Genomic DNA, 12,927 nt, shown 5'->3' with positions numbered 1-12,927 from the left:
TGTCATCTCTCCACCAGCGCCATCTTGGCATTGAACCAGTTCATCAGAACAGAAACGATCAAGCTGATACCGAGATAGATCACCATCCAGACAGCCACGACTTCAACAGCCTGACCGGTCTGATTAAGGATTGTACCGCCAACGGCGACCAGATCCGGATAGCCGATTGCGATGGCCAGCGAAGAGTTCTTGATCAGATTGAGATACTGACTGGAGAGCGGAGGAATGATGATACGCAGCGCCTGCGGCACGATGATCAAACGCATCGTCTGACCTGGACGCAAGCCCACCGCATAAGACGCTTCGGTCTGGCCTTTATTGACGCCCAGAACACCTGCACGAACGGTTTCAGCGATGAAGGATGCCGTATAAAACGAGAGGGCCAAAAGCAGCGCGAGGAATTCAGGCTTAACCTGCGCACCGCCTGTCAGATTGAAGGTTCCGAGTTTCGGAAAATCAAACGAGACAGGAAATCCGGTCACAATCAGCGCCAGTAACGGCAGGCCGATGATCAGCGCTGCAGAAACGCGAACCGTATGAAACGGTTGCCCCGTCGCCATCTGCCGACGCTTCGCCCAGCGCGCAACGAAAAATGAAACGACGATGCCAAGCAACAAGGCAACTGGCAACAGCCACGCACCCTCACCCCATACGGGCGACGGCATGAAGAAACCGCGATTATTCAGGTAGCTGCCAAGCGGCAGAGAAAGACTTTCTCGCGCCTGCGGCAAAACGGAAAGCACGCCGAAATACCAGAAGAAGATAACCAGAAGCGGCGGAATGTTTCGGAAAATCTCGACATAAACCATGCAGATCTTGCGGATCAGCCAGTTGCGCGAGAGCCGCCCAATACCCACCAGAAAGCCGATGATCGACGCCAGAACAACACCAAGCCCAGCGACGTATAGCGTGTTCATCAGGCCAACCAGAATGGCTCGGCCATAGGTGGAATCGCTTGAATAGGATATCAGCGTCTGACTGATATCGAAGCCAGCACGACCATTCAGGAATCCGAAGCCGGAAGCGATGTTGGCGCGTTGAAGATTGGTGATCGTGTTACCCACGATCCAGTAGATCAAGCCAATAACGGCAGCAAAAACCACGACCTGATAGAAGATGCCGCGAAGCCGCGGATCATAGAGGAGTGATGTGCCGCCGCCGCTTTGGCGTCGTTCGGTTGCAGAATAGGAAGCCATATGTTCCCTGTTTTCTTTCGGCCTTTCGCATCAGCTTTGAAAATAGCTGTGGCTCCCGACCCCCACCGGGAAAATCTTTTCAAAGCAGTTACGTATAAATGCCGAACCTTGCAGCCTTGCTCATAAGATACAAAGCGCGAGTTAAATTGCTTGGTACAGTCGCAGACCTGAGTGCCGAACCCTGAATGCGCTGCGGATTCTGAGGTCAGCTGCGAAATCATACAGCCGACAAATCCGGCGGGTGCATTGCTGCCCCCGCCCGATATTTATCCAATAAAAGCGCGTTCCTTAGCGGATCGGCCTTAGCGGATCGGCATACCGTATTGCAGGCCGCCCTTGTTCCACTGCGCATTGATACCGCGAGCGATCTTGAGCGGGCTGTTGGCACCCAGATTGCGTTCGAAGAGTTCGCCGTAATTGCCGACGCCCTTAACGATATTCACAACCCAATCATTGGTGAGGCCGAGATCCGTACCGATCTTGGTATCCGCTTCCGAGCCGAGAAGACGCTTGATTTCCGGGTTATCGGAATTCTTCATCTCTTCGACATTGGCCTGAGTAATACCAAACTCTTCAGCATTCAGCAGCGCATAGTGAGTCCAGCGGATAACGTCTGCCCACTTGGAATCGCCCTGACGGACAGCTGGTCCGAGTGGTTCCTTGGAAATGATTTCCGGCAGAACAACGTGGTCATCCGGGTTTGCCAGCGTGAGGCGGGTCGAATAGAGGCCCGACTGGTCAGTCGTATAGGCATCGCAACGGCCAGAATCATAAGCTGCGTTGGCTTCTTCGAGCTTTTCGAAGACCACCGGATTGTATTCCATCTTGTTGGCGCGGAAGTAGTCAGCCATGTTCAGCTCGGTCGTGGTGCCAGCCTGAACACAGATTGAGGCGCCGGAAAGCTGAAGTGCTGAGTTGATACCCGACAGCTTCTTCGAGTTAATCATGAACCCCTGACCGTCGTAGTAATTGACGCCAGGGAAATCGAGACCCAGCGACGTATCGCGGCTGATGGTCCATGTCGTGTTGCGGATGAGGACATCCACTTCGCCCGACTGCAATGCAGTAAAGCGCTCTTTAGCATTGAGAGGCGTGAACTTTACCTTCGTTGCATCGCCGAAAATCGCGGCAGCAACCGCACGGCAATAATCAACGTCAAAACCCGACCACTCGCCCTTGTCATTAGGCGATGCGAAGCCGAGCAAACCTGTGTTGACACCACACTGCAGGAACCCCTTAGCCTTTACATCCGAAAGTGTATCGGCCGATGCTCCCGAAGCTGCGCCAAACAACGCCGCTGCACCCAATACCCCTGTCAAAACAGTCTTTTTCATCTGGCCTGCAACCTTTTATGTTCCCTGGAGATCGTGGTGGACAAATGATCCATGCACGTCTCTGTTGCTTTATTTTTTGCATGAGGTTGAAGAACAGGCCACAAGACCTCCCCCACCCCTGCTTACGCAGATATCCCTCGCCCGGAGCCGTTATCGACCCTCTGTTGTTTTTCTGGGCGGAGTGATGCCTGTCGCCTTCACAGCGCTATCGAAGGCGATATTTTGGTTTTGGTCAAGCTATTAACGTCGTGGAAAAAGCCCGTTTGCCTAAAAAATGGGTCATCAACATGCAGATTTTTACACGATTTCCCAATTTTAGGGTAAAGGCGTTCAGCTTGAAAAATCAGCCGAACCTAAAAAAGAAAATATTGTAAAAATTCAATAAATACAAATCGTTATAGATAAAAAGAGGCGCTGAACATAGCGATCAGCACCTCAATTTTGCCCCATTCAGACCCGCGGCATCACCTGATCTTCATCTAGCGAAAAAATAATATTTCGCGTCGCCATATAGCGAGCCACCCACCATGTCGCGATAAAGCCAATTGTCAGTCCAGCCACGACATCCGTCGGATAATGAGCGCCGGCTGCCAGTCGGCTGATAACGAAAAGAACACAGACCGGAACCGTGAGAAACCGCCAGCGAGGCAAGAAAATCCACAGTGAAACCAGCATGATACCGGCCATCATGGAGTGTCCGGAGGGGAAACTTTCATAAGAATGTTCGCCCCGAAACGGAGCGAAATACGCGGAGCCCAATTCATCCAGCAAAAGCGGGCGCGCGCGTCCGATCAAGAGCTTTCCGATCTCCGTGGGAAAACTGCCGACCACGATCGATGCAAGAACCAGAGTCGCCCAACTGTGAAAACGGACGAGCACTTCTTGTGAAGCTAAGCGAATGTTTGGTGAGAGCAAGAAAGCCGTGCTCAGCCAAACGATAATGCCGACGCCAAGCCAGACCAAAGTGCGAATCAAATCCGTAATGGTTCTAAGCACTTCCATGACAAAGAAGTCGCTGTTCATTGCAGCGCGAACAATCTGCGCATCCCAAATATGCAGAACAAGCAGAACAAAGGGCAGCAGAACTACAAGCGCCGTCATTTCAAGTGTCCAGCTTGATGGCGCACCCGGATAAGCCGGCCTGACAAGCGCCCTTACCAACTCCGAAGCGATGCGGATCGGATAAAGAATTGTGCTTGTGGCCTTACTCTCACTCATATCGGAATTACTCTTTCTCTGGTTTACATTATCACTGTTACAAAGCGCCATGTTGCATCCGCTTCATGTGCGTCTTATCCAATAAATTGGAGTATCCACCGGAGCGGACCAAAACCTGCACATGCAAGACTGAATCCGCCGGAAACAGTTTGCAAAGCTCTCCAAATGAGAACTGGTGGCAAAGCATGCAACATGGCCTGGAGGCAATTTCGTGACTAACAAACAGGACAAGACAGAAAAGCTGGGCATAAACACACGGTTGGCCCATGATGGTTATGAACCGCGCGATTATTATGGCTTCGTCAATCCACCCGTCGTGCGCGCCTCTACCGTTCTTTTCCCGGATGCACAGACCATGGCGACGGGCGCGCAGAAGTACACTTACGGAACGCGCGGCACTCCAACCAGTGAAGCACTTTGCAAGGCTATAGACGCTCTTGAAGGTTCCGCCGGCACTGTTTGCGTGCCTTCTGGTCTTGCTGCAGTCACTATCCCTCTGCTGGCTTTCCTGTCACCCGGCGACCATGTTTTGTTTGTCGATTCTATTTACAATCCAACCCGTCACTTTGCCGATACGATCCTCAAGCGTATGGGTATCGAGGTTGAATATTACGATCCGGAGATCGGTGCAGCCATTGCAAAGCTGATGCGCCCAAACACCAAGGTCGTCTTCACGGAGTCGCCAGCATCCAACACATTTGAGGTGCAGGATATCCCGGCAATCGTCGAAGAAGCGCATAAGGTCGGTGCGATTGTGATGATGGATAACACCTGGGCAACGCCGCTTTACTTCAAACCGCTCGATTTTGGCGTTGATATCAGCATCCATGCTTCAACGAAGTATCCATCCGGTCACGCCGATATTCTTTTCGGAACAATTTCGGCCAATGAAAAATGCTGGCCGCAGCTTCTGGAAACGCATGGCACGCTCGGCCTTTGTGCTGCACCTGACGATGCCTATCAGATCCTGCGCGGTTTGCGCACAATGGGTGTTCGTCTGGAGCATCACCGCAAAAGTGCGCTTGAAGTCGCTCATTGGCTTGAAAGCCATCCAGCGGTTGATCGTGTGCTGCACCCGGCCCTTGAAAGCCATTCCGGCCATGAAATCTGGAAGCGCGACTTCAAAGGCTCGTCAGGCGTCTTCGCTTTCGTTCTGAAAAGCGGCGGACGACAGGAAGCTCACGCATTTCTTAATGCACTTGAGATTTTTGGCCTCGGTTATTCTTGGGGCGGCTACGAAAGCCTTGCCAATGAAGTTGGCATCAAGGATCGCATGGTTGCCAAGGGCGATTATCCGGGCCCAGTCATTCGCTTGCAGATCGGCCTTGAAGATGTACCTGACCTGATTGCCGATCTCGAAAAAGGCTTTGCAGCAATCTGAATTGCCTTATCTCGTGCTCGTCTCCACGGAATAGACACATAAAATAGCAAAGCGGCTCTTGATGGTATCGAGAGCCGCTTTGTTTTTACATAGTATTTTAGTTATATATAAATAAAAATTTAGGGTGAAATTAGCTCATTCTTTTGCTTCCATCGAGTGTTGGAATATTTATACTTATAAACTATCGAAAATAAATATCGGCTTGGGTCAGTGTCTTCTTGGAATTCAATTAAGCATCCGCTTCACCTTTTTACGCAGAGTCTGCTCGCGCTCTTTTTACTAGCTCTATCAGCGATTCCGACTGTCGCTCAGGACACAGCTCTGCGTCAGGTGAAAGTCGGGGTTTATGTCAGTGAGCCTTTTGTCAGCAAACAGGGCGACATTTACACTGGCATGGCTATCGATTTGTGGAGCAATATAAGCACACGTCTAGGGCTTGCGTCTCAATTCGTCGAATATCCGAACTATAATGCGCTGGTGAAGGCCGTTTCTCAGAGCGAAGTCGATGCGGCTGTCACCAACATTACAATCACTGAAAAACGTGCGGAAGTGGTTGATTTTACTCATCCTTGGTTTGATGCAGGCCTTCGGATCATGGTTCACACCCAAGCGGGAAATGGCTGGGAAGATCTGATTGGTGACCTGGAAGATGCAGGCCATCTTGCCACCTACGCCTGGATTGGTATCGTCATTCTGGTTGCCACAGTTTTGCTTACGCTCTTTGATCGCCGGTTTGACCAGAATTTCCCACGTCGTTGGCTTGAGGGCCTGGCCGAAAGCTTCTATCACGTTGTTTCGCTTGCCACTTCCGGCAAAAGCTCACGCAAGAATCTCTTCGGTTGGGCGGGACGTATATGGCAGGCATTCTGGCTGGTTTTTGGTATTGCCGTGGTTGCTTACGTAACATCTTCCGTAACCAGCGTAATGACCGTTGCCCATATCTCCAATAACATCAACAACTTGGCTGACCTTCAAAGCAAGACGGTTGGTGTGCGTACGGGTAGTATTGCAGAGCAGACGATGGCAGCGCGCTCAATCTCAACTGTAGGCTTTGACCACCTTCCCGAAGCTGTAACCGCACTGACCAATGACGAAATCTCGGCAATCATTGGCGATAGTCCTGTGCTTGAATATTATGTACACCAAAATGTCGATGCGCCAATCGAGATCGTGGGCAACACCTTCAGCCCTGATAAATATGGCTTCGCCTTCCCGCGCCATAGTGATCTGGTTAAGCCCGCTTCGATTGCGATCATCAGCCTTCAGGAAAGCGAAGAGCTGGCTGCGCTGAAAACCAAATATTTCGGACGGGACGAATAGTCGGAAAATACAGAAGCGTCCGAATGGTCGCTTTTGTTTTCATAGATTGAAAAGTTGATATTTAAAATCAACATTCATGGCCCGCGGCTGCTTTTCGGCACTTATCCATTTCACATGCCCCTGAAATACGGTAGGAAGCCAACCAGATAAGTCTATTTTGTCTTCAGGTGTCGAAAGCACCCAAAGGAAATGCCATGATGAACTGGGTTTTCGTGTTGCAAGGTGTAATCGCTATTGGTCTGGCAGGACTGGCCATTGCCGTCATTCTGCGTCACCGTCGCTAAAATACACGCATAAGCAGAACCATTGGGAACTTCTTGCCCGGTAAATTCGTTTACCGTGCATATAAATCCAGGGAGAAGACCCATGAAACTCACTCTTAAAGCCGCCATGATTGCGCTGGGTGTTTTTTCTGCGGGTGCTGCGCAAGCCGCTAACGCGATTGTAACAACCAATCTTAATGTACGCACAGGTCCAGGAACGGGTTATGCCGCGCTCGGCAGCATTCCAAATAGAGCGCCTGTCAATGTGCATGGTTGCACCTCGGGTTATGGCTGGTGCCAGATTAGCTATGGCGGATTGTCCGGCTGGGCATCATCCCGCTACCTCGCCATGCGTGAAGGATCGAGCGGCGGTTACTCAGACGATTTTGGTCGCAATGCCGCTCTGATCGGCATTCCATTGATCGCTGGTGTCGCGATTGGCGCTGCCCTCAACGACCGAAACGACCGCTGGGACCGTCGCCATTATGACCGCCGTCATTGGGATCGTGGTCGCCATTGGGATCGCGGCCGTGGATGGGACAGAGGCCGCCACTGGGACCGTGGTGGAAGAAATTGGGATCGCTCGCGTGATCGTGGTCCGCGATTTTTCCCACGAAGCCGCTCCGGCGATGGCCCGCACGGCCAATAAGACAGACAATTTCGAATTGAGAAACGCCGCAAAATTTGCGGCGTTTTTGTTATTATACCAAGTGAACGTTACTCGCTAAACCTAATTACGACCTCCGAGCGCGAGGCGGCAGGCAAGCGCTGCGAACACAGTTGCCAGCAGATATTGCGGCAGCCTTCGCATAGAGGGCCGTGCTTTAATGCGATTGCGAACATGCGTACTCAAAAGAATAACGCTTCCATTCACAATCAAACCAATGCCGTTGAGCACGGTTGCCAAAACCAACATTTGTAAGATGAGGGAACCAGCCTCAGGCTTCACGAACTGGGGAAATAACGCCAGCACAAAGAGCACCATCTTCGGATTAAGCAAATTGGTAAAAAGCCCCTCGCCGAATATCCGTTTCAAAGAAACGCGATTGAGGCCCACCACCGGTGAAAAGACAGTGCCATCTGAGCGAATGGTCTTCCAGGCAAGATAAAGGAGGTAGATGCAGCCTGCCCAGCGCACAATTTCATAGGCTACGGGTAAAACCAAAAAGAGCTGCGAAAGACCAAGGGCTGCCGCAACTGCGTGGCAATATGTGCCCACGGCAATACCGACATAGGTGAGAAAACCTGCAGCCTGTCCTTGGCTAATACTGCGGGAGGCAATGAGGAGCATATCTGGCCCTGGCGTAGCAGTGAGCACGACGCAAGCAGTGGCAAAAAGCATAAGTGTGGAGAGATCCGGCATATCGTATTCCTTCGAGTTACCGGAATTCCCGTTTAGCACTTGGGAACGCAATTGCAACTGTGTCGAAGGTGATTAGCAGATAATTGCTGACCGCAGCGCTAATGCTGGCGGATACGATTGCTGCAATGTGAGGTTTTTGGCAGAGGAGGATTCAATGATCCAAGTCATTGTTTTGATGGCGATCCCGACTGGATTCGAACCAGTGACCTACGGCTTAGAAGGCCGGTGCTCTATCCAGCTGAGCTACGGGACCTCACCATCAGAACCCGGCCATAGCACAAAGCATGAGGCTGGGAAAAGCTGTTAGTGCGTCCAAGGCTGTGGACGATAGAAGCTGAAGTTATCCGAATAGGAAACCTTGCGACGCTTCACTTCATGCGGCTCGATTACGCGATAAGCGATACCGTTGCGGGTCGCATATTCAATTGCGTCTTCGCGACTGTCGAAAGACAGGCGAATCTGACTCTTCATGTCACCGGATGATGTGTAACCCATAAGCGGCTCGACCTTACGAGCGCTTTCTGGCTCATATTCCAGAAGCCAGTTATCGGTTTTGGCTTTACCAGACTGCATTGCGGTCTTAGCTGGACGGTAAATACGTGCAACCATTTGACGAACCTTGATCTATGCTCTTGAGCCCATGAAGGGCGATAATTTCACTAAGGCAATAGTTTACACGTCACACCATGTCAACGCGATAAAGGCGCACGCCACAGCATCTGACTGCGACATACTCATCTTGGCAAATTGTCTGGAAAGAATGGTCGGAGCGAGAGGATTCGAACCTCCGACCCCCTGATCCCAAATCAGGTGCGCTACCAGGCTGCGCTACGCTCCGTGCTTTGTAAGCGGCCCTTCCCTAGATAATCGCCGTGTATAAAGCAAGCGCTAAAAACAGATTTTTCAAATTTTATTCACAGCGTTACGCAGCTCGGTGCGTTTATGGCTTAGCTCAAAGCCAGGAACTAAGCTTGCTCTGGTGCGTTTTGTTTTCATCCTCAAATTTTCAGGAGTTTCAGAGTGAATCGCAACGGGCTTTATCTGATTATCGGTGCTCTTATTGTCGTGGTCGCAGGATTCGCGATCTATACCTATCAGGAGGAATCAAAACCTTCCGGCATCGAAATGAAAATTGGAGAGGGTGGCGTTTCCATTCAGGAAAACTAAGCCTTTAGGCTAAGACAGGCGCGTCAACACGGCAAAAAGTTTCAAGTCTAAATCGGTTATAAACATATAAACCGATTAAGATTTCAAACGCTTACCGTTTGTGATGCAACGATTCTTCAAGGTCCATGTTATTTGCCATGCCAAGAGCCAATGGAGGATCGAAATGGATATCCAGACTTCAGATGCACTTTATCGTCGCCACGAAAATGAGTGGGCAGCATTTCGTGATGCTGTTCAGCAAAAAGAGGCGAGCCAGAAACGCGGTGAGACTGCTTCCGGTGAACCCTTTTCGGGCAACAAGGCATCCGGACAGGAATAATTCATTCCGACCAGCTTAGTTAGAACGCCGCGAAAGCGGCGTTTTTTATTGCCTGAACAACGCTATAAAATCTTAAATTCAAGAAAATTCACTTGGGATTTCAATCTCGTCCGCTACCTTCTGCATATCGAAACAATTTCATTATTTTGGGATCAGGAAATGTCGACACAGAAAGTAGCGATCATTACGGCAGGCGGCAGCGGCATGGGTGCGGCTTCCGCACGGCGGCTTGCAGCGGACGGTTTTTCCGTCGCAATCCTCTCGTCATCTGGCAAAGGCGAAGCATTGGCCGAGGAACTGGGCGGCATTGGCGTCACAGGGTCGAACCAGTCGGCTGACGACCTGAAGAAGCTCGTCGATCTCACTATCGAAAAATGGGGGCGTATCGATACGCTGGTGAATAGTGCCGGCCACGGTCCACGCGCACCGATCCTCGATATTACAGATGAAGATTGGCACAAGGGTCTCGATACTTACTTTCTGAATGTTGTACGCCCGAGCCGTCTTGTCGTGCCTTTCATGCAAAAGCAGAAATCCGGCACGATCATCAACATCTCGACCGCATGGGCTTTTGAGCCAAGCGCGATGTTCCCGACTTCAGCAGTTTTCCGTGCTGGTTTGGCCTCGTTTACAAAAGTCTTCGCCGACACCTATGCGGCAGACAATATCCGTATGAACAATGTTTTGCCGGGTTGGATCGACAGCCTGCCAGCAACAGAAGAACGCCGGGATAGCGTGCCTATGCAGCGCTATGGCAAAAGCGAAGAAATCGCTGCGACGGTTTCATTCCTTGCCTCCGAAGGTGCTGCCTACATCACGGGTCAGAACCTGCGCGTGGATGGCGGCCTCACCCGCTCGGTCTGATAAATACCCTGGTAACGAAATGCGAAGGAAGACTCGGTAGTGTCTTCCTGTCGCGATTCGGACAGGGGACATGAAAAATGGCGCCACGGAAACGAAGTTCCCGCCCGACAAAACGCTCAACCGGGCGTTCTACCGGGCGCAAGAACAGTTCAGGTTCATCAGCACCAATTCTGGCGCTTGGCGCTATTTTGGGATTGGGTGCGTTCAGCCTGTGGGCAACGGCTCAGCATAAAAGCCCGCAAGCAGCATTGACCGCCTTGTTCCAGCGCACTGTCCCGACAACCACTTCGTCTGCTCCTGCCAAGGTTGAAGCCAGACAACCTGCCGAGAAGGCAGTGGTCGAAAAGAAGTCGCAAAGCAGAGATTATGCTGGCGCGGTGGGTCCGGTGCCACGCCCGGCCGCATTGGTAGCGCCCGCACCGGCCAAGCCTGTGCAGCAAGCCGCAATTGAGGTTTCAAAGCCCGCAGTCGCGACACAGAAAGTGGCTCCACCGCCGCCTCCCCCTGCATCCGCACGCGCGTTGCCGATGCCGCCGCGCGGCACCAATACGGTCGCTCATTCTCCATCGGTAATTTACGCCAAGGCAAAACTCACCATTCACAAGAATGCATGGGATCGCTCACCGGCCATCGGTACGGTCGAAAAGGGTCGCGAAATGCGCTCCTATGGTAAGACCGGCAAGTGGCATCGCGTGGTCGTGCCTTCAACCAACATGATTGGCTGGGTTCATGAAGATCAGTTGCTCGGTGGCCGTAACAAGCCCGACAGCGCACAAATGATGACCACCGGCTCGATTGCCAAGAAGACGCAAGCACCAACTCCAGCGGCACCCGTCGTGCAGAAGGCACGCATTCAGCCGCCAATGGCCGTTGGACAGAAAAACTAGGTTTTCTGTGCGGCTGTTGCCATGGCTGCGATTTGCAGATCACCCGGCAGATAGTCAAAGCCAATTGCGAGCAGCGACGAGGTATCGGCGACCATGTCGCCGAACAGCTGCTCATAAAGCATCTGTCTGCCCACAAGCGTCAGCAAAACCTTCATAAGAAAGGCTGGCACCGGCAGCAACCGCGACGGACGGCCCATTGCTTTGCGGGCTTTTGAGACAAGTTCGCGGGTTGAGCGGGGTTCTGGCTCGGCGAGATGGAAAATTTGGCCTGAAACCTGATCTTTTTTTGCATTGACGAGAAACACCAATGCACGCGCCACATTTTCCAGCGAGACAAAACTGCGCCGGTTGTCGGCCAACCCAAAGGGAAGCGGTAGTCCTGTGTCGCAAAGCTTCATTAAAGCGCGCAGATTGGCCCGTGCATCTGGGCCATAAACGAGTACCGGACGTGCAATAACCACCTCAATACCACGCATCGCAAGCAATGCTGCTTCGGCCTTCGCTTTGGCATGGCCGTAATCATCACGCGGTGAAAGCGGCATATCCGACATTAACGGCGATGGATTGCCTGCAATCGTGTAGATTGTTGACACAAAGATAAAACGGCGTACACCGGCCTGTCTGGCTTTTTCCGCAAGCTCGACTGTCAGGCGATGATTGACAGCGTCAAACTCATCCGCCTGCGGGCGTTCGGCACCAGTTCGATGCGCCAGAGCGGCACAATGAATGACCGCATCAACGCCGTCAAAGTCTGGCGCCAAAAGCGCATCGCGTGAAAGAGCGAGCGTGTCGTGTCCATTGCCGGCCAGCTCGCGCAGAACAGCACTTCCGATAAATCCGCCAGCTCCAGTGACAGCGACCTTCATCCCTCACCGTGACCAGCTTCGGACAAAACCTGCGCGGCAAGCGTGCGCGTTATGCGCGTTTTCTGCTCCATAGCGGCGTTATCAAGACGATCGACAATCTGGATCGCTGACAGAAGCGAGCGTTCAATGCGGCTGACCAGATAACTCACCACATGCGGTTCAACGCTGATCTGCCGATCAGCAAAGAGCTTGTGAATAACACCGCCCAGCAGCATGTCGTCCGGTTCGGCAATTTCCACCACTGTCGCCGCCTTGAGGCGCGATGCGAGATCGGGGAGTTTGACTTTCCAGTTTGCGGGCAGAAGACGCGAAGTCATCAGCAGCGATGGCCCCGGACCAAGGGCTGCATTCTGCCGAACGCTGTTAATGAGATGAAACAGGCCTGTTTCGTCAAAACGTGCGCCACCGATATTATCAATCAGCACAGGATATTCCGCAGCACCATGCACTACGCGCTCGCTGATGGATTTTGGATCAGCCAGCAACGCACCTGTTGCTGCACGCCACACTTCTGCAAGATGTGTTTTACCCGCGCCCGTCGGCCCGGCAAGGATAACCACCGGGGCAACCCAGTTCGGCCAACGGTCGATAAGGTCCACCGCCGCACGGTTCGACCCCGTGACCATGATGTCTTCGCGGTGATAGCCGGGCTGATGCTCAAGGGCGAGCGGAATCTGACGCGGCGCGTCACTCATCGCTGCCTCCAGAATGTCTGGCTCCTGAAAATCTGGCCCGGTTACGTTTCAATT

Annotated in this window: 14 protein-coding genes and 2 tRNA genes; 7 read left to right on the top strand and 9 right to left on the bottom strand. The window is 52.3% G+C overall.

The window, feature by feature from the left end; all coding sequences use genetic code 11:
- Nucleotides 1-2: 2 nt before the first annotated feature.
- From CEV34_RS12145 to lpxE, 3 genes are all read right to left on the bottom strand, one after another.
- Nucleotides 3-1,196 carry an amino acid ABC transporter permease gene (locus tag CEV34_RS12145; protein ID WP_007874398.1) on the bottom strand — a complete coding sequence of 398 codons (1,194 nt, stop codon included), beginning with the start codon at nucleotides 1,194-1,196 and terminating at the stop codon, nucleotides 3-5.
- Nucleotides 1,197-1,498: 302 nt separating this feature from the next.
- The gene (locus CEV34_RS12140) at nucleotides 1,499-2,530 is read right to left on the bottom strand and encodes an amino acid ABC transporter substrate-binding protein (RefSeq protein WP_007874396.1); all 1,032 of its coding nucleotides are present in this window, start codon (nucleotides 2,528-2,530) and stop codon (nucleotides 1,499-1,501) included.
- Nucleotides 2,531-2,980: 450 nt separating this feature from the next.
- Nucleotides 2,981-3,748 (bottom strand): lipid A 1-phosphatase LpxE, encoded by a 768-nt coding sequence (gene lpxE, locus CEV34_RS12135; protein ID WP_007874395.1) that lies wholly within the window; start codon nucleotides 3,746-3,748, stop codon nucleotides 2,981-2,983.
- A 211-nt stretch (nucleotides 3,749-3,959) separates the two neighbouring features.
- Between lpxE and CEV34_RS12130 the strand changes: the two genes are divergently transcribed.
- The 3 genes from CEV34_RS12130 to CEV34_RS12120 all read left to right on the top strand — a co-directional run bounded on the left by CEV34_RS12130 (nucleotide 3,960) and on the right by CEV34_RS12120 (nucleotide 7,361).
- Nucleotides 3,960-5,129 (top strand): cystathionine beta-lyase, encoded by a 1,170-nt coding sequence (locus CEV34_RS12130; RefSeq protein WP_007874394.1) that lies wholly within the window; start codon nucleotides 3,960-3,962, stop codon nucleotides 5,127-5,129.
- A gap of 330 nt (nucleotides 5,130-5,459) precedes the next feature.
- Nucleotides 5,460-6,449 carry a transporter substrate-binding domain-containing protein gene (locus CEV34_RS12125; RefSeq protein ID WP_235819040.1) on the top strand — a complete coding sequence of 330 codons (990 nt, stop codon included), beginning with the start codon at nucleotides 5,460-5,462 and terminating at the stop codon, nucleotides 6,447-6,449.
- A 366-nt stretch (nucleotides 6,450-6,815) separates the two neighbouring features.
- Entirely contained in the window at nucleotides 6,816-7,361 is a 546-nt protein-coding gene (locus CEV34_RS12120) for an SH3 domain-containing protein (protein ID WP_007874392.1), read from the top strand.
- Between the two features lie 81 nt (nucleotides 7,362-7,442).
- Here CEV34_RS12120 and CEV34_RS12115 read toward each other — a convergent pair whose 3' ends face one another.
- From CEV34_RS12115 to CEV34_RS12100, 4 genes are all read right to left on the bottom strand, one after another.
- A complete protein-coding gene (locus tag CEV34_RS12115; RefSeq protein WP_007874387.1) occupies nucleotides 7,443-8,075 on the bottom strand; it encodes a LysE family translocator in 633 nt (210 codons plus the stop codon).
- Nucleotides 8,076-8,251: 176 nt separating this feature from the next.
- Nucleotides 8,252-8,328, bottom strand: a tRNA-Arg gene (locus CEV34_RS12110).
- 50 nt (nucleotides 8,329-8,378) lie between these two features.
- On the bottom strand, nucleotides 8,379-8,684 hold the full coding sequence (locus CEV34_RS12105; protein ID WP_007874386.1) for an ETC complex I subunit: 306 nt from the start codon (nucleotides 8,682-8,684) through the stop codon (nucleotides 8,379-8,381).
- A 152-nt stretch (nucleotides 8,685-8,836) separates the two neighbouring features.
- Nucleotides 8,837-8,913, bottom strand: a tRNA-Pro gene (locus CEV34_RS12100).
- Nucleotides 8,914-9,095: 182 nt separating this feature from the next.
- Between CEV34_RS12100 and CEV34_RS27020 the strand changes: the two genes are divergently transcribed.
- From CEV34_RS27020 to CEV34_RS12080, 4 genes are all read left to right on the top strand, one after another.
- Entirely contained in the window at nucleotides 9,096-9,242 is a 147-nt protein-coding gene (locus CEV34_RS27020) for a hypothetical protein (protein ID WP_007874385.1), read from the top strand.
- A 163-nt stretch (nucleotides 9,243-9,405) separates the two neighbouring features.
- On the top strand, nucleotides 9,406-9,561 hold the full coding sequence (locus tag CEV34_RS27015) for a hypothetical protein (protein WP_007874380.1): 156 nt from the start codon (nucleotides 9,406-9,408) through the stop codon (nucleotides 9,559-9,561).
- A 159-nt stretch (nucleotides 9,562-9,720) separates the two neighbouring features.
- Entirely contained in the window at nucleotides 9,721-10,425 is a 705-nt protein-coding gene (locus tag CEV34_RS12090; protein ID WP_007874379.1) for an SDR family oxidoreductase, read from the top strand.
- 77 nt (nucleotides 10,426-10,502) lie between these two features.
- Nucleotides 10,503-11,312 (top strand): hypothetical protein, encoded by an 810-nt coding sequence (locus CEV34_RS12080; protein ID WP_007874378.1) that lies wholly within the window; start codon nucleotides 10,503-10,505, stop codon nucleotides 11,310-11,312.
- Here the strand turns inward: CEV34_RS12080 and CEV34_RS12075 are convergent.
- Nucleotides 11,309-12,178: an NAD-dependent epimerase/dehydratase family protein gene (locus tag CEV34_RS12075; protein WP_007874376.1), complete on the bottom strand. Its 870-nt coding sequence runs from the start codon at nucleotides 12,176-12,178 to the stop codon at nucleotides 11,309-11,311. The two genes, CEV34_RS12080 and CEV34_RS12075, sit on opposite strands and share 4 nt — an antisense overlap.
- Nucleotides 12,175-12,885 (bottom strand): DnaA regulatory inactivator HdaA, encoded by a 711-nt coding sequence (hdaA, locus tag CEV34_RS12070; protein ID WP_171380035.1) that lies wholly within the window; start codon nucleotides 12,883-12,885, stop codon nucleotides 12,175-12,177. Before hdaA ends, CEV34_RS12075 begins: the two co-directional genes overlap by 4 nt.
- Between the last annotated feature and the right edge of the window lie 42 nt (nucleotides 12,886-12,927).

Source organism: Brucella pseudogrignonensis, assembly GCF_002252525.1.
Classification (GTDB): Bacteria; Pseudomonadota; Alphaproteobacteria; order Rhizobiales; family Rhizobiaceae; genus Brucella; species Brucella pseudogrignonensis.
Note: the sequence above shows the minus strand (reverse complement) of the source record. Positions and strands in the feature narration are given on the sequence as shown.

Bases quoted from the DNA above. Each gene is read 5' to 3' on its own strand.
- CEV34_RS12145 (WP_007874398.1), bottom strand. From the start codon at position 1,196: ATGGCTTCCTATTCTGCAACCGAACGACGCCAAAGCGGCGGCGGCACA.
- CEV34_RS12140 (WP_007874396.1), bottom strand. From the start codon at position 2,530: ATGAAAAAGACTGTTTTGACAGGGGTATTGGGTGCAGCGGCGTTGTTT.
- lpxE (WP_007874395.1), bottom strand. From the start codon at position 3,748: ATGAGTGAGAGTAAGGCCACAAGCACAATTCTTTATCCGATCCGCATC.
- CEV34_RS12120 (WP_007874392.1), top strand. From the start codon at position 6,816: ATGAAACTCACTCTTAAAGCCGCCATGATTGCGCTGGGTGTTTTTTCT.
- CEV34_RS12115 (WP_007874387.1), bottom strand. From the start codon at position 8,075: ATGCCGGATCTCTCCACACTTATGCTTTTTGCCACTGCTTGCGTCGTG.
- CEV34_RS12105 (WP_007874386.1), bottom strand. From the start codon at position 8,684: ATGGTTGCACGTATTTACCGTCCAGCTAAGACCGCAATGCAGTCTGGT.
- CEV34_RS27015 (WP_007874380.1), top strand. From the start codon at position 9,406: ATGGATATCCAGACTTCAGATGCACTTTATCGTCGCCACGAAAATGAG.
- CEV34_RS12090 (WP_007874379.1), top strand. From the start codon at position 9,721: ATGTCGACACAGAAAGTAGCGATCATTACGGCAGGCGGCAGCGGCATG.
- CEV34_RS12080 (WP_007874378.1), top strand. From the start codon at position 10,503: ATGGCGCCACGGAAACGAAGTTCCCGCCCGACAAAACGCTCAACCGGG.
- CEV34_RS12075 (WP_007874376.1), bottom strand. From the start codon at position 12,178: ATGAAGGTCGCTGTCACTGGAGCTGGCGGATTTATCGGAAGTGCTGTT.